Source organism: Ralstonia sp. TCR112, assembly GCF_007997035.1.
Lineage (GTDB): Bacteria > Pseudomonadota > Gammaproteobacteria > Burkholderiales > Burkholderiaceae > Ralstonia > Ralstonia edaphi.
Genome location: NZ_VOSS01000007.1, coordinates 30,116 through 52,900 on the forward strand (window position 1 = coordinate 30,116; position 22,785 = coordinate 52,900).

The 22,785-nt window shown below is 58.7% G+C and carries 14 protein-coding genes; 3 read left to right on the top strand and 11 right to left on the bottom strand.

The genetic code is table 11. The features are described 5' to 3' along the window. Positions 1–31: 31 nt before the first annotated feature. From FUT88_RS03125 to FUT88_RS03135, 3 genes are all read right to left on the bottom strand, one after another. Positions 32–3,088 carry a putative Ig domain-containing protein gene (locus tag FUT88_RS03125; RefSeq protein WP_186829223.1) on the bottom strand — a complete coding sequence of 1,019 codons (3,057 nt, stop codon included), beginning with the start codon at positions 3,086–3,088 and terminating at the stop codon, positions 32–34. Next, the gene (locus tag FUT88_RS03130; RefSeq protein ID WP_147213775.1) at positions 3,088–8,583 is read right to left on the bottom strand and encodes a beta strand repeat-containing protein; all 5,496 of its coding nucleotides are present in this window, start codon (positions 8,581–8,583) and stop codon (positions 3,088–3,090) included. Before FUT88_RS03130 ends, FUT88_RS03125 begins: the two co-directional genes overlap by 1 nt. A 120-nt stretch (positions 8,584–8,703) precedes the next feature. Further along, on the bottom strand, positions 8,704–9,114 hold the full coding sequence (locus FUT88_RS03135) for a lysozyme inhibitor LprI family protein (protein ID WP_147213776.1): 411 nt from the start codon (positions 9,112–9,114) through the stop codon (positions 8,704–8,706). A 376-nt stretch (positions 9,115–9,490) separates the two neighbouring features. On the opposite strand from FUT88_RS03135, the gene FUT88_RS03140 reads away from it, so the two are divergent. Then, positions 9,491–10,684: a glycosyltransferase gene (locus FUT88_RS03140; protein WP_147213777.1), complete on the top strand. Its 1,194-nt coding sequence runs from the start codon at positions 9,491–9,493 to the stop codon at positions 10,682–10,684. 44 nt (positions 10,685–10,728) lie between these two features. Here the strand turns inward: FUT88_RS03140 and FUT88_RS27130 are convergent, their stop codons facing one another. From FUT88_RS27130 to FUT88_RS03175, 8 genes are all read right to left on the bottom strand, one after another. Beyond that, positions 10,729–11,268 (bottom strand): DUF6527 family protein, encoded by a 540-nt coding sequence (locus FUT88_RS27130; RefSeq protein WP_410003864.1) that lies wholly within the window; start codon positions 11,266–11,268, stop codon positions 10,729–10,731. Beyond that, positions 11,238–12,740 carry an aminoglycoside phosphotransferase family protein gene (locus FUT88_RS03145; protein WP_147213778.1) on the bottom strand — a complete coding sequence of 501 codons (1,503 nt, stop codon included), beginning with the start codon at positions 12,738–12,740 and terminating at the stop codon, positions 11,238–11,240. Before FUT88_RS03145 ends, FUT88_RS27130 begins: the two co-directional genes overlap by 31 nt. Further along, positions 12,733–13,581, bottom strand: coding sequence for a HesA/MoeB/ThiF family protein (locus FUT88_RS26070; RefSeq protein WP_186829224.1), 849 nt, complete (start codon positions 13,579–13,581; stop codon positions 12,733–12,735). The genes FUT88_RS03145 and FUT88_RS26070 overlap by 8 nt, the downstream gene beginning before the upstream one ends. A 489-nt stretch (positions 13,582–14,070) precedes the next feature. Next, on the bottom strand, positions 14,071–14,451 hold the full coding sequence (locus FUT88_RS03155; protein WP_147213780.1) for an E2/UBC family protein: 381 nt from the start codon (positions 14,449–14,451) through the stop codon (positions 14,071–14,073). 11 nt (positions 14,452–14,462) lie between these two features. Further along, the gene (locus FUT88_RS03160) at positions 14,463–14,723 is read right to left on the bottom strand and encodes a hypothetical protein (protein WP_147213781.1); all 261 of its coding nucleotides are present in this window, start codon (positions 14,721–14,723) and stop codon (positions 14,463–14,465) included. Between the two features lie 50 nt (positions 14,724–14,773). After that, a complete protein-coding gene (locus tag FUT88_RS26385) occupies positions 14,774–15,286 on the bottom strand; it encodes a DUF6471 domain-containing protein (protein ID WP_261796926.1) in 513 nt (170 codons plus the stop codon). Positions 15,287–15,548: 262 nt separating this feature from the next. Continuing rightward, entirely contained in the window at positions 15,549–16,757 is a 1,209-nt protein-coding gene (locus FUT88_RS03170; protein ID WP_147213782.1) for a ribonucleotide-diphosphate reductase subunit beta, read from the bottom strand. A gap of 116 nt (positions 16,758–16,873) precedes the next feature. After that, positions 16,874–19,846 carry a ribonucleoside-diphosphate reductase subunit alpha gene (locus FUT88_RS03175; protein WP_147213783.1) on the bottom strand — a complete coding sequence of 991 codons (2,973 nt, stop codon included), beginning with the start codon at positions 19,844–19,846 and terminating at the stop codon, positions 16,874–16,876. 650 nt (positions 19,847–20,496) lie between these two features. Here FUT88_RS03175 and FUT88_RS03180 point away from each other — a divergent pair. Next, positions 20,497–22,527, top strand: coding sequence for an alkaline phosphatase family protein (locus FUT88_RS03180; RefSeq protein ID WP_147213784.1), 2,031 nt, complete (start codon positions 20,497–20,499; stop codon positions 22,525–22,527). A 30-nt stretch (positions 22,528–22,557) separates the two neighbouring features. Continuing rightward, the gene (locus tag FUT88_RS03185) at positions 22,558–22,758 is read left to right on the top strand and encodes a hypothetical protein (RefSeq protein ID WP_147213785.1); all 201 of its coding nucleotides are present in this window, start codon (positions 22,558–22,560) and stop codon (positions 22,756–22,758) included. Positions 22,759–22,785: the final 27 nt, after the last annotated feature.

The window sequence follows — 22,785 nt, forward strand, 5'->3', positions numbered from 1 at the left end:
CCACGAAGGAACGGTCGAGCATTTTCACCACTTAACGCCAGCTGGCAGCAATTACCGGCATCAAGTTGTCCTGCTGGGGCTGGGACAACGTCGTCTGCCCGACCGGCGGCGGGGAGAACTGCGCCATCGCCTGCACGAGCGAGTTCACCTGACTGTCGATCAACTGGTGCCCATCGCCCGCGACCAAGGTCGCATGCGTCGCGCCATTGAACCAGTCGGCCAGGCGCAGGTTCGACAGCGTCCCGTCCACGGTGACTAGCAGGTCATTGCCATCCTGAGCAAACCAGAGCTGATCGTCTTGCACTGTGGAGGCGAAGTTGACCGTATCCTGCCCACCATAGTTGGTGAGCGTGACCTGGCCGGAGCCAAGCTGGATCGTGTTGACACCGTTTCCGGTCTGAATAGCGTCCGCCCCATTGCCAACTCGGATGTCGTTGGTGCCAGCAGCCACCGCAATGCTGTTGGTACCGTCGCCGACTTGAATGGTGTTGTGGCTGTCGCTACCGCTACCGACTCCAACGGAATTGTTGCCGTTGCCGACGACAATCTGGTTGTTGCCTGTCCCCAACCAGATGGTGTTGTTGCCAGCGCCGGCATTCAACACGTTGGCGCCATTTCCACCGTTGATCGTGTTGTTACCCAAGCCCAATGTGATCTGGTTGTTGCCGTTACCGACATAAACAGCGCTATCACCGTTACCAAGATGAACAGCGTTTGCACCATCACCGACGGTCACGACATTGCGGCCATCCGTCGCCGTGATGATGTTGTTTCCAGCGCCACGACCCGCGTAGATGGTGTTGTCCCCGGCACCGGCGTCGACGGTGTTGTCGCCCACACCCAGACCGATCGTGTCGTTGCCATCACCCAACTGGATGTGGTTTGCACCGTCACCGGCGTAGACCGCGTCACCACCGTTGCCGCCGATGACCGTGTTGGAACCAGCGCCGACATTCACGGTGTTCTGGCCACCGCCAACGGTAATCCGGTTGTCGCCGGTACCGGCCGACACGTGGCTTGCGCCGTCGCCGGTTGTCACCACGTTGGCGCCATCACCGAGGCCGATCGTGTCGTCACCGTTGCCTACCGTGATGGCGTTGTTACCGTTGCCACCCCAAATCGTGCTATTGCCGCCGCCTCCCGTGATGGTATTGGCTCCATCGCCGACCGTAACGACATTGACCCCATCGCCGAACGTGATGGTGTTGGTTCCGGCACCATGACCGGCATAGAGGGTGTTATTGCCACTCCCGACCGTGATCGTGTTGTTCCCTGTGCCAACGCCTACCGTGTTGTTGCCATTACCGACGCGAACGAAGTTGCTACCGCCGCCCAGATAAATCTCGTTGTCACCATTGCCAGCATTTTCGGTATGTTGCAGGAGATTGACCGCGACGACATTGTTACCGTCGCCAAGAATCACATCATTGTTCCCCGCGCCAACGTAGACCGTGACGTTGCTGTTCTGGCCCGACACGGTGTTATTGCCGTCACCCAAAACTAGCTCGGGACTGGCAGATGCCGCACCTGTAACGGCAAACGAATCGTTGGCTTGATTGCCGACTACGCGCTGGTATCCATTGCCCGTCAGGACAATTTGGTTGACGTTATCAGGCACGGTGAAGTTGATGGACGTCTTCACTACGGCATTCGAACCACCCGCAGGTTCCTGGATCGTCGCGCCAAAATGATCGACGATAAAGGTATCGTTCACGCCGCTACCGACGAGGTTCTGGTAGGACCAAGTCGTCTGGTATGTATGCGTGACGTTGCCTTGCCCATCATCGGTAATTACTGTGTGGCCGGTCCAGTTCGAATCACTCGTGTGGACGCTGGAACCGTTGGCGGAGAACGTGTCGGTGCCGTTGGTGCCATTGGTTTTGCTCCACTCGTCGCGCAGGCGCGTACCGTCGGCTGAGTAGAACGTCGTGGTTCGATTACCGTCCATGTCTTGGACGGTGGTCTGCCAGCTCCCGTCCTCGTTGTACTCCGTACTGATACGGTCGCCCGCCACATTCAGCGTGAAGTTTCGAACCGATTGGTCCCCCGTCGAATCGGTCGCCACGACGCGAAGCTGATAGTAGGCGGCGCCATGTGGTGTTTGCCCCGACAACGTCGCGGTTTCTGGGTCGAACTGTAGCCAAGCGGGGAGCGGGCTACCGTCTGCGAGCGTCACGGCAAGCGCTACGTTGGTCGTACCGGCTTGCATAAATAGATCGCTCGGAATCGACATCGAAAACTCGTCGTCCTGAACGGCCCACTGGTAGTCGTCGAAATCCGACGACCAGTTGACGACCGGCCCATAGTGTTGGGTAGACGGCTGAATGGCCGAGAGCAACTGGGCAAGCGTGAGCGTCTGTCCGGAGTCAAACTGGTAGAGCTCGATACCCACTTGACCAGGCGCCGACTGCTTGAGCATGTCGTACGTGACGTCAACGTGCTGCGAATCATTGATAAAGATTCGCAGAATTGTCCCTTGCTTATCCTGACGCTCAAGCAGCGCATAGCTAAGGTCGCTCAGTGCAATGCCGGGCCCGAAATCGAGAACATCGCTTGGGAACACCCCGCCATATGCATTGGCTTCGTCCAAGAAGTCCGAAGAGACATATCCTTCGTCGTCGATGACGTCGGCGTCGCCTGCATTCCGGCCGATCCAGTAGGTGTCGGCACCCATACCGCCTTTGAGCGTGTCGTTACCAGCACCGCCCACGAGGAAGTCCTTGCCTTCGGTGCCAACGATGAGGTCGTTGCCCTCGCCACCGTCCACGAAGGCGCCATAGCCAACGTCTACGGCATTCGGGCTATCGCTGTGCGGACCCGACCACCAATCCTGGTTGTTCACCTGAGTAGCAGAAAGGTCAATCACATCATCACCACCGCCAGCCGAGATGGAACCGCGGAAGTCGCGCGACCCCTTGTTTCCGTACTCGTCAGCTGGATTCAGAACGAACGTCTCGGCGCCATCCGTCCCTGTCAGGTTTTGCAGGGTGACCGTATGATCGAAGACTTGAACGGTCGACGTGTTGGTCCACGCTTGCGTGACGTTGCCGAAGAATCGCATTTCATAGTGCGAGGCCTCGGTCACCATTAAATGGCGCGAACCATCCGGATTGGTCTGCCAGAAAGAGCTTGCGCCTGCGGGGAGCGAATAACCGGTCTGACCATAGTACTGGGGGATCTCATAGGTCCGTCCCGCACCTGCACGTAACGAATGTCTGCGTACGTGCTGACCCCTGAGGTTGTGATTTCAGTAGTGCCCTTATCAGCGTATGCCTCGCTACCAGTTGGGTTAGCGACCGCCTCATCCAGCGAACGATCCTCCAACACAACTAAGCCATTCACTACGCCCGGATGGCCGGAGTACTGCCAGCCCGGCTGTCGTCCACTGATTTGGCTCCGCTCATAGCCGTCGACGCCGCCGTAGTCAGCAAGGCGCTTCTTCATATCGAAGAACTGGCGGTCTTCAAAGGCTTGGCGCAAGCGCTCGACTTCGGTCACGGGTGCTGCCAGTGCCCCCTGCAGGTCGAAGGCTACGCCGGAGGCAGTGACGTTCCAGGTCTTCTGGGTATTAGCGAAGTAGTCGCGAATGAGCGCACCGGTCGCACGATCCTTCGTACCAATGTAAAGGTCAATCCCAACTTGGCGGACAATCAGATCCGTCGCCTGAACACCATCGACGAACTGAATCGACTCCTGGTCTGTGCCGGAGTCAATGATCGTATCGATACCCGCACCAGCGTGGATGCGATAGGTATCGCTGCCCGCTCCGCCGATCAACGTATCGCCGCCCGTACCGCCATCGAGCAGGTCATCAGTGCCACCGCCGATCAGAGTGTCGGAGCCAGCAGTTGCTTGGCCTTGCACACCCTGCATACGAGCCAGGATGTCACTCGACGTAAGCAGCGTTCCATCGCCAAATTGGATACCCGAGAACGTTGTGGTGGGTGTTTTTCCGTCCAGGAGCATCACACCGTTGGCAACGCGCACGCTATCGCCATTCCCATAGTTGACGATCAAATCCCAGCCATTGGTGCTCGGCTCCAGAGAGAAGCTGGCAGCAGATGCAACGACCGTGGCGTCAAACTTCAGAATGCTGGCAGCGCTGATTGCGGCGATCTGATCGGAACCGTCTCCTGCGGAGAACTGGAAGATATTGGCGCCATACCGGTCCGACAGCCAATCGTTCCCAGTGCCGCCAATCAGCACATCGTCGCCTTGGCCACCGTCCAGATAGTCATCACCCTCGCCACCTGATAGGGTATCCGCCAGATTGCCACCCTGCAGGTAATCGCTTCCGGCACCACCCTGAATGTCGTACCCAAAGGCAAGCTGCGTGTTTGCGATTAGAGTATCGTCCCCGTCGCTTCCCGTGAGCACCTGTCGATAGCTCGAAAGGAACGTATCGAATGAAGCGCTCGATCCATCGCCAAACTGCAGCATCGTTGGCCGCAGCTCGGCACGACTTGCCGCGCCCGCAATACGTAGCGAGTCGCCGCCCTGGTCTTGGAACGTCAGTACCAGAGCATCGCCGTCCACAGCGACTACGAGGTCATTCGCGGTCAGGTTCGATCCAAACTTGATCGCGTACTGTCCACCGGCCGGTTGGATGAGGTCTGCGCCGTCGCCTACTTGGTAGACGACGGTATTTCCTGCTCCGCTCAGATTGATCAGGTCGTCTCCCTTTCCGCCTGACACCGTCGCTCCGCCGGTCGCCACCAACCTGTCAGCCACCGCGGATCCGTCAAGCACCTGATTGCTCCCAGATATATCCAGAGCAGTAGAGAGGTAGTTGTTTAGGAAATCACCTCGGCTCAATACGGTGCCATCGGCAAAAGCCACCGAACCCAGCGCGTCTGGGCCCTGACGCAAGGCGAATGCGCCGTCGGTACCAAACTGCACGACGAGTTGGCCGTCTGGCGTTACAGACGCCTGGATGGTCGCGGGATCGACGCTCGCGTCGAATTCAATTCGGCTATCGGTGTCGGAGTCGTCGATGACAGTGTGGATCTGCAACACGCCGTCCTGCACCTCACTTTGGGCTGTGCCATCCGCAAACACATAGCGATCCATACCACTGCCGCCGGCGAGGAGATCGTTACCCTCACTGGCGTAGAGAGTATCGTCGCCGTCGTCACCGTACAGCGTGTCGTCGCCGTCACCACCGTCCAGGATGTCATTTCCGATGCCGCCATGCAGCACGTCGTTACCTGTGCCGCCAAGCAGAGTATCGTTACCTAGCTGTCCGTCGAGATAGTCATCTCCGGCGCCGCCATCCAGATAGTCATCGTTATTAGCCGTGAGAATGGCATCGCCTGTTTCGTTGGCGTCGCCAATCAGGATGTCGTTGCCATCGCCACCCAACAGCGTGTCTGAACCACCGCCACCGCGCAGCTCATCATTACCGGCCCCACCATCCAGATAGTCATTGCCTTGGTAGCTAGCTACCTCATACTGGCTATCACCGACTAGGTAATCATTTCCATCCCCGCCCAAGATATAGTCGTTTCCACCACCAGCGATTACCCGGTCGTCTCCGCTACCGGCATCGATGTAATCGTTCCCTGCATAGGCGCCGATCGCGACCACGTCATCGCCGAAGATGATGTCGTTGCCGTCACCGCCCAAAATGTAATCGCTACCCCCACCCCCAAAGATCTGGTCGTTGCCCGCTCCGCCGATCAAAGTGTCGGAGCCGTGTTGCGAGGGGTCCAGAGTGTTGGTCGTCGATACCTCATGACCATAGACCGTAGTAGTGACGGTCGACGGGCCGTTGGCGGAGGAAAGGTAGTCGCCATAGAGAATGTCATCACCATCCCCACCATCAATAAAGTCATCGCCCTGGTAACCTGCAACGATATCGTTGCCTGTTCCGCCGTAGACGATGTCGTTGCCTCGACCAGCATTCACGACGTCGTCGCCGGCGCCTGCATAGATGAGGTCATCACCCGTGCCGGCGTTGGTACTCAGAGCACCAGAGTGATACTGGCTAAAGCCGACGTAATTCTGATGTCCCGGCTCGGCTGCAGCAATGTCATCTCCGCTCAGACTCATCAATGAGGAAAAGTCGGTGGAAACGAGTGGGTTAAGCAAGAAACTGCGATAGAGAGTCGTCTCAATTGTGCCGCCCACGGAATCGCGCTGGCCCGTGTAGCTACCCAGGCGGGTCGTAAAGTTGAAACCAGGTACTTGCCCGGTAGACACGTCCACTGCACCAGAGATCCAAGAACCGTCGGAGGACGAACCGGTAAACATGCCGACATCACCAATGTCGCCATCACCGAAAATGATGTCGTTGCCCGCGCCGCCAACAATGGTGTCAGAACCGTCACCGCCAAACATAACGTCATTGCCAGCCCCCCCAATGAGCTGGTCATCACCGCCGCCGCCCGAAAGAAGTAGCTGGCTATTTCCCCTGGGCACATCGGACTCACCCTGCGCAATGGCGTCGCCCAAACTGAGTTCGGCGCCAGCGTAGAGGCGATCGTTGCCAGCCCCGCCGTGGAGAGCCGTAAGCAGCGGGAGAGGAACGTCTCCGCCAACAATAATGTCGTTACCGTTCTGACCTTGGATTAGTGTTGTGCCAAAGTTGTCGTGCCGAGCATTGTCGATACGAACATCTTGATTCGGGTCGAGTTGCGTATACGCCAATGCGCCCGCCTGAGTAGACAGGTCCACAACTGTGCTCGAGTTCGCGGATGGCGAAAAGCTAACAGTGAACGTATTGCTGGGAGTGGCAGTGTCCTCTGCGTCCGGATTGACTAATGCAGCAGTCAGTTGCGCGGTCGCGCCGGCGGAAGTGCCGGTATAAACCAGGCCAAGTGAAACGCTATCCGCCCCTGGTGGAATCGTTACTGTAAGAGCGCCTGCTGAGAAATCCAGTAAGCTGGTCCCGGAGAGAATCTTGAATAGCGACGAATCTCCGAGCAATGCCAGTGTGATTTGCTGCGCAGTAGCGCTAGTTGCCGAAGCGTAGAGCGTTAGCGTCTGTAGCATCCCCTCCGCTGCTGCAGCCACATCCGACAAGGAATATATCCCGTTGGAAAAAGGATCGCTGTTGTGATTAGTACCTGCGGCTACAGCAACCTTCTCTTTGAACTTGATACCAAGGTACCCGCTTGGGTCCGTCTGGGCGCGATTCAGATCGAAGTTGTTGATGACGATCGGACCAGCGCCAACCGTACCGCCTGTGATAGTGAGTGTCCCAATATGGCTGCCACTCGAGGAGGGGTCAAATTTATATTGTTCGCCGCTTGCGGCGCCGACCCAAGTGTACAAGCTAGCGGTGCCTTCTCCGCCTTGGAGTTGCTGCGTCGTACCATTACTATCCTGAGTCAGAACAGACCCGCGTCCATCCGAGTCGACGATAGTATCTGCTTCCGCACTGGAACTATGGATGTATTTGTCGTTACCAGCACCACCCTGCAAAGTGTTCTTACCACCGCCACCAGCAATAACATCATCACCTCGCCCGCCCATCAATGTGTCGTTAGCAGAGCCTCCGACTATAAGAGTCGATACATTCACATTTGATTTATTTATCGAACTTCCTGCCTCCTCAGCAACAAAGACGTTCAATTCTGAAAAAGAATTTCCCGCACCATATTTTGCAACCAAGAAACTTTCAGCATCGTGAAGTGATGCTACTAGCGAGTCTGCCGTGGCCAATCCGGCCAACTTTGCGTTGGCCTGTGCCAAATCTGCCGTATGTGCACTCTCAAATGCGACCATAGCCTGGGAGTGACGGGTATACATTCGATAGGTCGCACGCGCCACGTCTTCACTCATAGCTTGGCCCGACGTGTAGAGACCAAACATGGCCGCCTCCATGTAGGATCGCCACCCTTGCCTGGTATTCGGGGCTAGATAACGTACGTCATACCAAGCTTCCGCTCGAGCATCATTCTTGTTCGCTAAGCTCAATGCCGCAATTAGCGGCGTACGGATTGCAACCCCCATATTTCCCTGATATGTCATTGAAAACAGGGCGATTCGCTCATTCGAATCGGACGGGGCAACCCCACCGAGAAAAGAATTGAGACGAGAATCAAAGGTCGGTTTTATAGCAAGGAAGGCCTCTGCAATCTGACTGTCCGAGGAAAACCTAAAAGAAGTCTTCGGGCTGCCAATTAAAGCCTTGTCTGCTTCCGTATAGTTAGCGGATATATATGCTGCACGCTCAGCAAGTACTGCATTCAAAGCCGACACCAGTTGAACGGATGACCCTAAGTGCTGTATGGTGTTGTCCGGCGACCAATATTGGTTTAGGACGGCAGTTAGCCTGTCCTGGTAATACTTCTCCTTGTCCCTATCCGCCTTCTGTGCGGCATACTGCGGAGCGCTATGATCCAGCGGAACCACAATACGACTCGGGTCGATGCCGAGCACAGTCGTATAAATGAAGTTTCGCCCCGCTTGCACGGCATGGGCATTGTTCAATGCGAAACCCCATCCAATTGTTGGCACCCCGGGATTAGCGGTGTCCACATAGGGGGAATATTCACTTCCCTCCACCGCCCGCATAAACGTCTTTAGCCGCACCTTATAGGTTTCAGAGTCGAGACCAGCGGAATAAATAATTGTCATAGTCAATATTATTTAATTATTTTCTCGAATTTCGCACTAACCATACGGCACCAGGGAATTATGCGAAACAAAAACATGATTCGTCAGATTAAATCACAACAGCCAATGTGTGATTGGCGCCTAAAACCCCGAGACTTCCAGATCAGAAATTCTTCTTTTGATGAGATCTATCTTACATTGGGAATAAGCTCGCGCCCGCCCGGAACCCAGGTTTGAATCCGAAGAAAATCGGCAGGCGGCCTCCACATATGTCTTCCAGTGCTTTTGCGCCTCTAGAAAATCATGGCGAGCCTTTCGTTTGAGTTCAGAAGAAATTTCCAGCGAACTTGGAAGATTATTCAGCTGCCGAAGCTTGTCAGAAAACAATTTTTCCTCCTGACTCTCCAGTCGCAGCGATTCCTGAGCATAGCAATACATGTCATCATTCGGGTGCCCTTTCATCGCCTGTTGGACACAATTTTCCAGCTCATCCGAAAATGCCGACAACGAAATTACAGCAATCGCAAACGCCACAAAAGCATGTTTTTTCATATTTGTTTCAGTAGGGATCAATTAAAAATGTTCCGGCGCCTTCCTGGGATCCGCTCAATAATTTCTTACCAAATGAATTTGGCTATATGGATTCGCCGTAGGTGAAGTGGAAACGATTGGAAAATGGAGACCAGCAGACGGAGCACCACAGCGATACGAAACTGGCCTTCGAATCAAGGCGATGATCGTGTAGAGACGCACTCTGGGTACTCGTAACCCCCCTTATGCTTGGGATTGGTACTACCCATTCCCTTTTCCGTTTTCTTTGGGGAAGACGGTACCAGACACCTTTCAAAAAGACACTCGTCTTGTAGTGGGGTAAGCTCTCAAGTAAATATTTATAAATTCTGATTTTTGTGAAATTGAATTCTCGACCATGAAGCGAGTACTGTTTGTATGGGAATTGGGAGCAAACCTAGGACATTTGGCCCGAGATCTCCCTGTGGCTCAGCGGCTTCGCGAGCTGGGCTGTAAGGTGACATTCGCGGTACGAGATCTCCGTATCGCGCAACAGGTGCTGGCGTCTCGCAACTTCCAGTTCTTCCAAGCACCACGCCTAAGCACGAGCAGCGATCGCGGGCGTCCTCCGGTGAACTACTCCGGCGTCCTTTTGGCGAGCGGCTACGATGATGAAGTGAGCTTGGCAGGTGGCCTTTCCGGTTGGATGACCTTGCTTGAGGCCCTCCAGCCGAATGTTGTTGTCATCAACCATGCACCCACCGCGGTCCTCGCTGCCCGAGTTTTGTCAATTCCGGCTGTTATGACATGCATCGGCTTTGAACTTCCACCTAGCGTTGACCCGCTCCCGAGCATCCGACCGTGGGATAGAAGCTCGATAAGCGAGTTACGCGAGATCGATGCAACTGTCCTGAGGAACGTCAACACCGTTCTTCGGCAATACTCGAAGTCACCCCTACACCGTGTCGCTGACCTGTTCAGTGGATTACCTGCGGTGCTTACGACTTTCCCCGAGCTGGACCACTACGGCGACCGGCCAAATGCGCGCTATGTCGGGCCGTTGTCTGCCTTGCCCGCAACAGCAGAAGGTGAATGGCCTTCAGGCGAGGGGAAGCGGGTATTCGCCTATTTGCGTCCATCTGTACCTGGCTTCGAACATCTCATAACCGCCCTACAAGAAAGCGGGGCAAGCGTTCTATGTGTGGCTCCTGGGGTTTCCGAAGAGGCTGTTCGGCACGTTTCATCGCCGAGGTTCAAGCTATTGACTCACCCCGTATCGTTAGACAAGGGACTTCGCCAAGCCGATTTGGCTGTTGTCTATGGGAGCGGAACTATGTCAGATGCGTTGCTTGCTGGCGTGCCTTTGCTGATGGTCCCGCAAGTTGTCGAACAACTGCTAGTTACACGGCGAATCGAAGAGTTGGGGGCCGGATTGTTGTGGCGAGCTCCGCGGACAATCGATAGTGCGAGGGCGATCGTCAGGAAGGCGTTAGATAACCCAGACCTTTTAACGGCGGCCCGTGCATTTGCATTGCGGTATCAAGGCTTTAGTCCGGAAGCAGCAGCCAATAGCGTGATCGAAGTGATTTACGGCGCGATCGCTAGATCATGATGAAACGAGAGGCTCACTCGTGGCCCCATTCCATGGCGCAACGGCTAGCGCCTGAGCCTGAACATCCCGTGGTGCGTGCCCTTTCCGGCCTCGGCAATTCCACTGCGGACGAGAGCCCAGCACGCGGACAACACAGCCCACGGGATTTGATTCAGTTGATCAGCGATGTAGATGTAAGGGACAAACTCTTCGGTGAGAAAAGCTTGAGTTTGGGCTTCCAGCTCCTCTGTTGGCCCATCTAGCGGGTCCTGCCAATCACACCAGAAAATCTTGGATCGCCAGACTATGAAATGGCTCTTGCAGCCTGTGTCGCGCCAGACTGACGGATACAGCGTCAATTTTGTGTCGTCAATATAGTGACGCCAAGCCGGCCCAGCCCGCGAGTCCAGATTGATGGTCAACGTCTCCCCACAGCCATCGGGACAGGCCATTGCCATCGAGCGTGGAAGACCTCTGTGTACTAGCACGACATCGCCAGGTTCTTTCAAATGGGCGTCGGCTTCGTGTCGGTGAGCGACTTGGCCCTTCCAAGAGATTATTCGTGCCCGTTGTTTCAAGCCGCCTCCAATCCCGCTGTTTCCCATGTACACAGCCACGTGACGATCCTGTTAGCGAGCCAATAGGCATAAGCCCGGCGTGTCGTATCGTCATCGGACGTGCCCTTATAGCTTGCGTGGCGCAACAAGTAGACCGCCAGAACGCGGTGGTACTCGAAGGTGGACATTGCAGCCCGCTCAGCCAAAGCTCGAATTTCCTGCAAACATGGTACGAGCCAAGGCTGGGCCGCAGACGCAACGCCCTCAATCGACAGAAGACCATCCGGTGAATACAGGAGGTCCATGTCTTTCCGCCAAACCGGCTCGTCGATCTGAATTCCCGATGGGATTGCAAACGCTAGAAAGACCTCCAAGCTAGCAAGGTCTGCGCACATCGGGCCTTTTGCTGCATGGGCGAAATCGATGATGATGGCGTCGGACTTGCGAACTTGTACATTATTGGCGTGCAGATCTCCGTGCAGGGCGCATTGACGCCATTGCTCAAGCGGCAAATTCAAGAGCTTGCGCCACAGCTGTGCCGGCTCGTGGACGTCACCACCATACTGCTTGGCAAGGTTTACATGGTGCACAGGCAAGCGCTGATGGTCGAAATACTCGTGTAGTGGACCAACAACTGACCCCGCAATTTCCGGGTCAACAACTTCGGTATGCTTCCGTAATACACCGAGCGTGTCCTGAAACAGCGACCGGATGTGTAACTGGGCCTCGCCTGCCTGGGCGACATCCCAAAGGGATTTCGAGCCTTCGACAAAGCTACCAACTAGGATGCCGTGTCCAACCCCGTAGATACAACGCTCGGCTAAGAAGTTCGGCCGCAGATACCACGCCACGTGGTGCTCGGCGTACTCCTTAAACCTGTCCATTTCATCACGGAGCTTCGTGGCTTTGCCCAGCTTGGCAAAGAACGGACGAGGCGTGACGCCTGCATTCGAAGCATTTAAGGTTGCCTCTACGTAGAAAGTCAGTGCGCCAGACAGGCCCCCACCAATCGGTTCGAGCTTGATGGCGGAGCAATCATAAAACGCCCGCTGCAGCAGCAAGCGCTGATCATCGCTGAGCTCAACGCCCCCTGCCTCCACACGCAGGCTCGTATTGGCGGGAGGGCCCGGGAGGTGCATTAACGCGGCTTGAGGGGCCTCATGCGCCCCTGCCGGCGAGGTCGAATGGCTTGTACGAACACGGTAGGCCCCATAGCTCTCACCCTGCGGGTACAGCTTCGCGAGCAACCGGTTCACTTCGTTCAATCGGTCAGGGACGTCGACAATGATGTAAAGGTACAAGCCATGGTCGACCGCGCCGATCAAGTATTTCTCGAGTGCTGAAACAGCCTGTTCGAAACAGCTGCCAGTTGCGCAAAATACCGCGCCTCGGGCATGGACTAAGTCGGGCCCGACTCCAAAATGGACCTCCTCCAGCACAAGCTGACGATTCTCTGCCTCGGCCTTGTCCGCATCGCCAGGGGATCGGCCGAACCACAAAAGCTTAGGGCGCTTAAGCATGGTCGCCACCTTGTCGCGTTGGCAACTGCCAAGTCGAGCCACGGGCCAAGGAGCCCTCGTCAGAGCAGACGATGCAATTCGGTCGTGCGGGGCCAGCCGCCGGGCGAAGCGAGCCGCGGATTCCGTCGTAGATCAGCATTCGCGCGTCTGACCTCAAGCCCGTCACAGCGGCAAGGAACATGGTCACCGCCGCCGACGAGATAGTGCTATTCAGCGAAATTACTGCAGGCTGCGGAACCGACGCGCCAGTAATGTAGGGGTCCGACCGACGCTGCTCTTCCGAAAGCATTTCGATGCGGACCTGGTTTGCGTCCAGCTTGTCCATACACAGAAGGCATGGCAAGCCGGGCGCCAGCATTTGCGTGCGGCCCGTGATGTACTGCACTTGACCTTCATGCACGAACACACCAACACCAATGTCGATAAAAGGAACCAGGTACTGATACGCAAACTGGTTCAATACAGCGCGACTGGAGACGGAATCTGTGCAGCCGAAGATGAAATCAACTTCAGTCAGCATTCGGGCTGTACTGTCATGGGTAACGTCACCAACCACGCTAGTGACCGCCGCTGCCGGATTGATGGAGGAGACCAGTTTCGCCGCCACATCGACCTTGCGCTGACCAACGTCAGTAGGTGTTGCGCCAACTAGCCGATTCAGATTGGTTAGCTCGACAGCGTCGTAGTCAATCAGCAAGAAAGCGCCAACGCCTAAATGCGCGAGCATTTGGACCAAGACAGAACCGGTTCCCCCAAGGCCGACCACGGCTACGCGCAAAGTGGAAAGATGACGTTGCCCCTCCTCGCCGAGCGCCCGTACCTGCCGGTCGTAGGCCTCCATGTCGGCAGATGTGTTTTCGCCGAACCCCGTAACCATCCGACCTACACACCTTGCAAGTACTGGCCGAGATGGCCCCATGTGTCGAGCGAATATGTGTCGCGATGTAACGACCGCAGCAAAATGATCCGCTGCAGGCAATCGGTGGCGGAAATAGTCAGCTAAGGCACGCTCGCCATCGTCGTCTACAGCAGAGAAACCCTGAAGCGCATCAACCCCAGGGTGCGTGTGAGCTATAAACACCCCGGCTTCAGCGGCTCGAGCCCGATTATTAATCTCGATACAGTAGTCGGGTTTCAGCGTGGCCGCCGTGGCAGTCCGGACCGCGTACGCTGCCTCGGGGACCTCGACCAAATCGCGTACTACGTGTGAAGTGGTTCCCCCGTAGCTGCCAGCTGGGTACACAAGCCCAACTGCGCACGTTTCCACGATCCGTTCCCGCGCCGCCTGATGCAATACCTCCGCCTCTGAAAGAGATATTTTCAGCATGGATCACACTAGCCGCGAGAGGCGGTCCTTGATAGATGCAATCCAGGTCAACAAGTCGTCGCGGTTGGCATTCCAGTGGTCCGTGTGCCACGAAAACCAGAGACCGCTACGCCCCAGGCCGGGCATCGGGTTGTTGGACTGGGCATTCTGAGGCATTGCGCCGTTGGCCAGCCTCAGATCATCGTCTGCCCAAAAGCAGTCAGGCTTTGCGAAGGGATAGCCCTGTGGAGCCAAGAAATAGATAGCTGTGTTCGGCTTACTCCATCCTGCAGGAAGCGCGAGCGTCGGTAGCGACACCATTGTGCCGCTACCCCCGACTTCATGAACTTCAGCGCCAGGCTCGCGGCCGAGCAAGCGCTGGATGTGGATCTGAAGCGGCCCCATGAAAGCCTGCTTCAGCCGAAGTTGGCCGGTGGCACGACGGTAAATCGACGCGGACCGCCGTTTTCGTGGCCGATCGCCAACGAGACGGTATCGTTGTCTCCAAAGGGCAAGTCGGGCTCATTTCCCTCGCCGTCTAGCTGCAAACCCGAGCCAGGCGGCAGATTCGGGATACGCGATTTCACATATGCGCCGTTGACCGTTTCAAGCTCTGTTTCGTACTTTTCGCTGCCGACGAAGTAGAAATAGGTCTTATTGTGCTCGGAGTGTGTCACGTCAGATCTCCCCGCCCCAGCGTAGAAGGGCGATTATGCAAGCTACCCGTTCAACGTACAGATCCCTGCGACCGCAGGCTTGCCTCCGCTAGATCGCAGTCGTCCACAAACCGCTCGAACCCTAGAATCCGGTCCACACTTGCCAATTGGAGAAGCAAAACAAACTGGAAACTACCCGCAGTGATCTGCTCCTCTAGCACTCCGTAAGACACACTGACGCCTACAGTCGCTAGCTTTTTACCAAACATATCGACATCGAGGTTTCGAGCGGACAATTCGCGAAGAAGAATATGCTTCGCGTGAATTTCATCGCCGCCGGTCGATGCCAATATCGGCCGCCAGTGTTCGGGATATTCAGCACCTAGTGAAGTCAGCAGCCTCAAAAAGAAGCTGGCCTTGTAGGTGCCGCGATTGATCTTTCCTTCTACGCCGCGGACCGACTCCTCAATCCCCGACGCACGCATTAGATCGCACACGTGCCGGTAACTAGCCCCTTTCCGCACCAACAACGCACGGCCTGTGCGAGATGCTAGCTCTGTCCAAGGAGTGTCGACGTGGCTCAAAAAGAAAACGTCCCGTATTTATGCATCGCAGGATTCAACGCAGCCTGAATAGCGGAATCCGTAAAGTCCGGCTTTCATTACCTATCAAATGGCGCTTCTTTTACAGCACAAGTGAGGCGACAGATTTCCCATGACTTCTGTCGCCTCCGGTCGCGACCCACCCAACAAACACGTTGCCCCCGAAATCTCGGGATATGTGTCCGAAAATCTCAACTTATGCGTCCGAAATCTCAACTTATGTGTCCGTGAGCGCTAGCTCAGATCACTCCCAGGACAGCGCGCCGCCGGTCTGGTACTCGATCACGCGCGTCTCGAAGAAGTTGCGCTCCTTCTTCAGGTCGATCATTTCGCTCATCCACGGGAACGGGTTTTCTTCGTTCGGGAACAGCGCGTCCAGGCCGATCTGCTGGCAGCGGCGGTTGCAGATGAAGCGCAGGTAGCCCTTGAACATCGGTGCGTTCAGGCCCAGCACGCCGCGCGGCATGGTGTCTTCTGCGTAGCGGTATTCCAGGTCGACGGCCTTTTTGAACAGCTCCGTGATCTCGGCCTTGAACTCCGCCGTCCACAGATGCGGGTTCTCCAGCTTGATCTGGTTGATCAGGTCGATACCGAAATTGCAGTGCAGCGACTCGTCGCGCAGGATGTACTGGTACTGCTCGGCAGCGCCGGTCATCTTGTTCTGACGGCCCATCGCCAGGATCTGCGTGAAGCCGACGTAGAAGAACAGGCCTTCCATGATGCAGGCGAAGACGATGAGCGACTTCAGCAGCTTCTGGTCGTTCTCGGGCGTGCCGGTCTTGAACGACGGATCGGTCAGCGTGTCGATGAACGGGATCAGGAACTCGTCCTTGTCACGGATCGACTGCACCTCGTGGTACGCGTTGAAGATCTCGGCCTCGTTCAGGCCCAGCGATTCAACGATGTACTGGTACGCGTGCGTGTGGATCGCCTCTTCAAACGCCTGGCGCAGCAGGTACTGGCGGCATTCCGGCGCGGTGATCTGGCGGTACGTGCCCAGCACGATGTTGTTGGCGGCCAGCGAGTCGGCCGTCACGAAAAAGCCCAGGTTGCGCTTGATGATGCGGCGCTCGTCTTCGGTCAGACCGTTCGGGTCTTTCCACAGGGCGATGTCGCGCGACATGTTGATTTCCTGCGGCATCCAGTGGTTCGCGCAGCCGGCGAGGTACTTTTCCCAGGCCCACTTGTACTTGAACGGCACCAGCTGGTTGACGTCGGTGGCGCCATTGATGACGCGCTTGTCGGCGGCATTCACCCGGCGGTTGCTCTGTGCGGCAGCGGCATTCGGATTGTTGCCCAGGATGCCCGTGCCCGCGGCCTGCGTGGCCGACGGGGGCAGCACGCCGCCCTGGTCGGCGGTGGCTGTTTGCAGTTGCGGCTGCGGTTGATACGCGGGCTGCGGTGCAGCTTGCGGTTGTGCGGCAGGTTTGACGTCGTCGTCCCAGCTCAGCATATGTGTTTCTCCTAATTCTTTGCGCGTCGCTCCCGCTCTTTCGGAGCGCGAGCCCAGTGTCGTGCAGATCACGGCGCCCCCGCTTGCGCGGGAGCAACCTCAGACACTGTTTTGACTTATTGGCAGGCTTCGCATTCCTCGAAACCGGGGTCGCCCGGGCGCATCGTGCACACGGCGCCCTCGGCTTCCGGCATCGCCTGGGCAGTGGCGGCGGCGGCATCCAGCGCGCTGGTCGGCGCAGCCGATGTCACGCCGGACGCACCCGCAGCCGACACACCGCCCACATCGCTACCCGACGACACCGCATTGAGCGTGCCGCGCGACACGGTCGACTTCTCGACGTGCGTGGCGCCGATCGTGCGCAGGTAATACGTGGTCTTCAGGCCACGCAGCCACGCCAGCTTGTACGTGTCGTCCAGCTTCTTGCCCGACGCGCCGGCCATGTAGATGTTCAGCGACTGCGCCTGGTCGATCCACTTCTGGCGGCGCGATGCAGCTTCCACCAGCCATTGCGGTTCCACCTCGAAGGCCGTTGCGTACAGGTCGCGCAGGTCTTGCGGGATGCGGTCGATGCGGGCCAGCGAGCCGTCGAAGTACTTCAGGTCGGCGACCATCACTTCGTCCCACAGGCCGCGTGCCTTCAGGTCGCGCACCAGGTAGTCGTTGACCACCGTGAACTCGCCCGACAGGTTCGACTTGACGTACAGGTTCTGGTACGTCGGCTCGATGCAAGCGGACACGCCGATGATGTTGGAGATCGTTGCCGTCGGGGCGATCGCCACGCAGTTCGAGTTGCGCATGCCGTACTGCTTGATGCGGCCGCGCAGGCTGTCCCAGTCCATCGTCGACGACATGTCAGCTTCGAGGTAGCCGCCGCGCTCTTCGGCCAGCAGCTTGAGCGAGTCTTGCGGCAGGATGCCGCGATCCCACAGCGAGCCCTTGTAGCTGCTGTAGCGGCCACGCTCTTCGGCCAGCTCGGTCGACGCCCAGTAGGCGTAGTAGCACACGGCTTCCATCGACGTGTCGGCAAACTGCACCGCTGCCTCGCTGGCGTACGGCACACGCAACACGTGCAGCGCGTCCTGGAAGCCCATGATGCCCATGCCGACCGGACGGTGGCGCAGGTTCGAGTCCCGTGCCTTCTTGACCGCGTAGTAGTTGATGTCGATCACGTTGTCGAGCATGCGCATGGCGGTGCGCACGGTCTTCTTCAGCTTCTCGTGATCGAGCACCACGCTGCCGTCGGCCTGCTTGACCAGGTGAGCGACCAGGTTGACCGAGCCCAGGTTGCACACGGCGATTTCGCTGTCGTTGGTGTTCAGCGTGATTTCCGTGCACAGGTTGGAGCTGTGCACCACGCCCACGTGCTGCTGCGGGCTGCGGATGTTGCACGGATCCTTGAACGTGATCCACGGGTGGCCGGTTTCGAACAGCATGCCCAGCATCTTGCGCCACAGCTGCAGCGCCGGCATTTTCTTGAAGAGCTTGATCTCGCCGCGCGCGACCTTGTCTTCATAGGCCAGATAGGCCTGCTCGAATGCCTTGCCGACCTTGTCGTGCAGGTCCGGGCAGGTGGACGGCGAGAACAGCGTCCACTCGCCACCTTCCATCACGCGCTTCATGAACAGGTCCGGAATCCAGTTGGCCGTGTTCATGTCGTGCGTGCGGCGGCGGTCGTCGCCGGTGTTCTTGCGCAGCTCCAGGAATTCTTCGATGTCCAGGTGCCACGTTTCCAGGTACGCGCAGACGGCGCCCTTGCGCTTGCCGCCCTGGTTCACGGCCACGGCCGTGTCGTTGACGACCTTCAGGAACGGCACCACGCCTTGCGACTTGCCGTTCGTGCCCTTGATGTGCGAGCCGAGTGCGCGCACGTTGGTCCAGTCGTTGCCCAGACCGCCGGCAAACTTGGAGAGCAGCGCGTTTTCCTTCAGCGCTTCGTAGATGCCGTCCAGGTCATCCGACACGGTGGTCAGGTAGCACGACGACAGTTGCGAGCGACGCGTGCCCGAGTTGAACAGCGTCGGCGTGCTCGACATGAAGTCGAACGACGACAGCAGCTGGTAGAACTCGATGGCGCGGGCTTCGCGGTCGATTTCGTTCAGCGCCAGGCCCATCGCCACACGCATGAAGAACGCCTGCGGCATCTCGATGCGGGTTTCGTTGATGTGCAGGAAGTAGCGGTCGTACAGCGTCTGCAGGCCGAGGTAGTTGAACTGGAAGTCGCGCGAGGCATCCAGCGCCGCGCCCAGCTTGGCCAGGTCGAACTGGGCCAGCTTGTCATCGAGCAGCTCGGCGTTGATGCCGCGCTTGATGAACTGCGGGAAGTAGTCGACGTAGCGCGTGCTCATTTCCGCTTGCGTGACTTCTTCGCCGAGGATTTCGCGACGGATCGTGTGCAGCAGGATGCGCGCCGTGACTTGGCTGTACGCCGGGTCCTTTTCGATCAGGGTACGGGAGGCCAGGATGGCCGAGTCGTACACCTGCGTCATCGGCACGCCTTCATACAGGTTCTTGACCGTTTCCTTGAGGATCGGCTCCGGATCCACCGCGTCGCCCAGACCTTCGCAGGCCGAGACGATCACGTTGCGCAGCGCTGCCATGTCCAGCGGGCGGGTGATGCCGCCGTCGGTCACGTTCAGGCCGATGAAGGCCGGCTGCTGCTGGGTTTCACCGGCTTGTGCGCGCTCCTGGGCGCGGCGCTCGCGGTACAGCACGTAGGCGCGGGCCACGTCGTGCTCGCCCGAACGCATCAGGGCCAGTTCGACCTGGTCCTGCACGTCTTCGATATGGAACGTGCCGCCGTTCGGACGGCTGCGCAGCAGTGCGCGCACGACGTTCTGCGTTTGTTGGTCAACCAGCTCGCGCACACGCGCGGAAGCAGCACCCTGCCCGCCATTCACGGCGAGGAAAGCCTTGGTCATGGCCACGGCGATCTTCGAAGGCTCGAAGCTCACCACAGCGCCGTTGCGGCGAATGATCTTGTAGTCCGCGTAGCCAGTGCTGGGGGCAGCGGCCGTGCCGCCAGCGCTTTGCGCAAATTGGGAGGGGTTGGCGGTGCCGGAGTGGATTTCTGGTTGGGCCGTCTGCATGTGGACTCCTGTTGAACCGTTCGTTTTATTGGCTCGCCGATGGGTGAAACACCTTGGCGAACCCTTGCGCCATGCGGAGAAATGAGACGGAAAAGACCCTTGCCTTTTCTCAGCCCCCAAGCGTCGGCTTGACCCGCCGTACGCCCGCCCCCGCGTGGCGCCGAAATAAGAATCCCGGAAAGTCACCACTATATCTAGTGTGTTACCCCGGGATTGGCCCTAAGTATAGTGGATCGATCAAACAAGACCAGTCTTGACAGATGGCGTTGAAGGAGGGTTTTCTCAACCCAAATGCAGTGCCGCAAACCCGCGATCCCAGGCGGCACAACGGGTCGGCGGGACTGGCGTGCGGCGTCGCAATGACCGTCTCTCCAGAATAATTCTTTCTATCGACGTCGCAAGTTCAATAGACGTCACCTCATCTACGGTAGGGGTATGTGTGCGGCGCACTGCACCGGTGCACGCGTGCCGCGCGCCGGGGCATTCCCCGACATTCCTCCGCTCAAGAAATCCGAATAGCCGCATCAGCATTCTTGCCGCGGCTGTCACTTGAGCGACAGGCCTCCACCCTACGCTTCGGTCGCATTGCAGGGAGCGCAATCACAGCGGCGAGACACCGAGCGCCGCGCACAACGACCGAGGAAATCGACATGGCTTGGAATCACCCCGCCCGGCGCCTGCTGACGGCCGCGCTGAGCACGACCGTGGCAGCGACGCTGGCGACCACATTGACCGCATGCGGTGGTGGCGACAGCAGTCCCATCGCCAACCAGGGCAGCACCGACACGCCATCCACCAACGCCAGCAAAAAGGTGCTGATGGTTGGCGTGGACGGCGCCACCTATGCGCAGGTACAGAGCACGCTCTTGCAGCGCAGCCTGCCGAACCTCGGTGCGTTGGCGGTGATGCCGGCTTCGACCGGCGGCACGCTCGGCACCACCACCGCCCAGCCGCCGCTCGACACGCCCAGCTGGGCCACCGTGCTGACCGGCGCCTGGCAAAACCGCCACGGCGTGACCGACGACACCGTCACCACCCTGGCCGCCCCAAGCGTGTTCAGCTATGCGCGCAGCGCCGCCAAGGCAGCCGGCACCACGCAACGGCTGGGCGCCGCCGTCAGCTCGGCCACACTGCCCGCGCTGCTCAAGGCGGATCAGCAAGCCGGCAATCTGGATACGCTGGTCGACTGCGCCCAGGTGGACACCTGCGTGACGCAGAACAGCGTGAAGCTCGTGCAGTCCGGCTACGACGTCGTCTTCGCGCAATACACCGCGCCGGCCGCTGCCGCGCTGGCCTCGGGCCTGCAGAGCGATGCGTACACCGCTGCGCTGGCCAACGTCGACCAGGCGATCGGCACACTGCAGGCCGCCATCGCCCAGCGCCGCACCGCCAACCCGAACGAAGACTGGCTCGTCGTCGTCACCACCAGCCACGGCCTGGACGCCACGGGTGCCACCACGTCGGCGCCGACGCTGGAAAACCGCACCGCCTTCATCGCGCTGAACAAGCCGGTCAACGCGGTGCTCGGCAAGACCGGCATGGCGGCGCCCACGTCGGAAGCCACGCTGGCCGCGCTGCCGAGCGAGGCCGACATCGTGCCGACGGTGCTGGCGCAATTGAACGCCGCCGTGCCGGCAACCACCCATAAGTTGGATGGCGCGGCGCTCACCGCCAACGCCGTCGGGGTGCGCAACCTCCAGAGCACCGTGGGTGCGTACAACGCCTCGCTGGTGCTGAACTGGCAAAACCCGACCGCTGCCAGCGGCCCGATCACCGTGCTGCGCGACGGCAAGCCCGTTGCCACGCTGCCCGCCACGGCCACGCAGTACACCGACAGCAACATCGCTGCCGCCAGCGGCATCTACCGCATCAACTACACGCTGGTGCGCAACAACGTGCCGGTGTCGATGCTCGCGCAGATCAGCTACGTTGCGCCAACGCCGCTGGCCACCTCGCTCACCAACGGCCTGGCTGCGTACTACAGCTTCGATCCGCTGCCGCCGACTGACCGAAAAGCCAGTTCGACGATCGGCCCGTGGGTGGCCGGCACCGACGGCGGCTCCGCAGCGGCCGATCCGTTTGGCGGCACGGCCCTCTCGGTCGATTCGCGCATCGACGCCTACAAGCTCACGCAGAACGGCGCCGACATCGCACAGAGCCCGCAATTCACCATCGGCTTCTGGTTCAAGTCGGATTGCACGCAGGGCAACGGCACCGGCGAGCCGATCCTCGCCAACAAGGACTACTACTCCGGCTCCAATGCGGGCATCGCCATCGGATTGTGGGGCGGCTGCGAAGTGCGCTTCAACCTCGGCAGCGGCGGCAAGCGCGACGACATCCAGGGCATGAAGTTCAGCGCCAACCAATGGGCGTATCTAGCCCTGTCGGTCGACGCGCAGGCCAAGCGGTTCAGCGCGTACATCCTTGATCCGGTGTTGGGCGTACAGAAGGTGGAAGACAAGGCCATCGCGAACACCGACGTCACGAAGCTCAATGGCCTGGCCACCAAGGTCTGGGGCCTGAACGACGACGCCACGCACAACTACGTGCCCAACAACCCGGGCTCGCTCAAGGGCGTGATGGCCTACGACGACCTCGCCATGTGGACGCGCCGGCTGACGCTGGACGAACTCAAGACGATCAACGGTTCGCACCAGCCGCTGTCGTCGCTGAACCCCTGACCTCCTCCCCCAACCCGAACGAGACCGCTCATGAAGCCCTTCATCCACCCCCTCGCGCGGCCGCACCGGCTGGCCGCCATGCTGCTGTGCGCCGCCACCTTGTCGCTGTCGGCCTGCGGCGGCGATTCGAACGATGGCACGCCCGGTACCGGCACTGGCCCCGGCGCCACTCAGCCCGATCAACCCGGCCAGCCGCCGGCCAACAAGCCGACCCTGCACTGCGCTCCGTAACGCGCGGCTTCCCATCGACTTGCGTTT

Excerpts from the sequence above, each read along its gene's own strand:
- FUT88_RS03125 (WP_186829223.1), bottom strand. The coding sequence starts at position 3,088 with ATGGTGACCGAGGCCTCGCACTATGAAATGCGATTCTTCGGCAACGTC.
- FUT88_RS03130 (WP_147213775.1), bottom strand. The coding sequence starts at position 8,583 with ATGACAATTATTTATTCCGCTGGTCTCGACTCTGAAACCTATAAGGTG.
- FUT88_RS03135 (WP_147213776.1), bottom strand. The coding sequence starts at position 9,114 with ATGAAAAAACATGCTTTTGTGGCGTTTGCGATTGCTGTAATTTCGTTG.
- FUT88_RS03140 (WP_147213777.1), top strand. The coding sequence starts at position 9,491 with ATGAAGCGAGTACTGTTTGTATGGGAATTGGGAGCAAACCTAGGACAT.
- FUT88_RS27130 (WP_410003864.1), bottom strand. The coding sequence starts at position 11,268 with ATGGGAAACAGCGGGATTGGAGGCGGCTTGAAACAACGGGCACGAATA.
- FUT88_RS03145 (WP_147213778.1), bottom strand. The coding sequence starts at position 12,740 with ATGCTTAAGCGCCCTAAGCTTTTGTGGTTCGGCCGATCCCCTGGCGAT.
- FUT88_RS26070 (WP_186829224.1), bottom strand. The coding sequence starts at position 13,581 with ATGGAGGCCTACGACCGGCAGGTACGGGCGCTCGGCGAGGAGGGGCAA.
- FUT88_RS03155 (WP_147213780.1), bottom strand. The coding sequence starts at position 14,451 with ATGGGGCCGCTTCAGATCCACATCCAGCGCTTGCTCGGCCGCGAGCCT.
- FUT88_RS03170 (WP_147213782.1), bottom strand. The coding sequence starts at position 16,757 with ATGCTGAGCTGGGACGACGACGTCAAACCTGCCGCACAACCGCAAGCT.
- FUT88_RS03175 (WP_147213783.1), bottom strand. The coding sequence starts at position 19,846 with ATGCAGACGGCCCAACCAGAAATCCACTCCGGCACCGCCAACCCCTCC.
- FUT88_RS03180 (WP_147213784.1), top strand. The coding sequence starts at position 20,497 with ATGGCTTGGAATCACCCCGCCCGGCGCCTGCTGACGGCCGCGCTGAGC.
- FUT88_RS03185 (WP_147213785.1), top strand. The coding sequence starts at position 22,558 with ATGAAGCCCTTCATCCACCCCCTCGCGCGGCCGCACCGGCTGGCCGCC.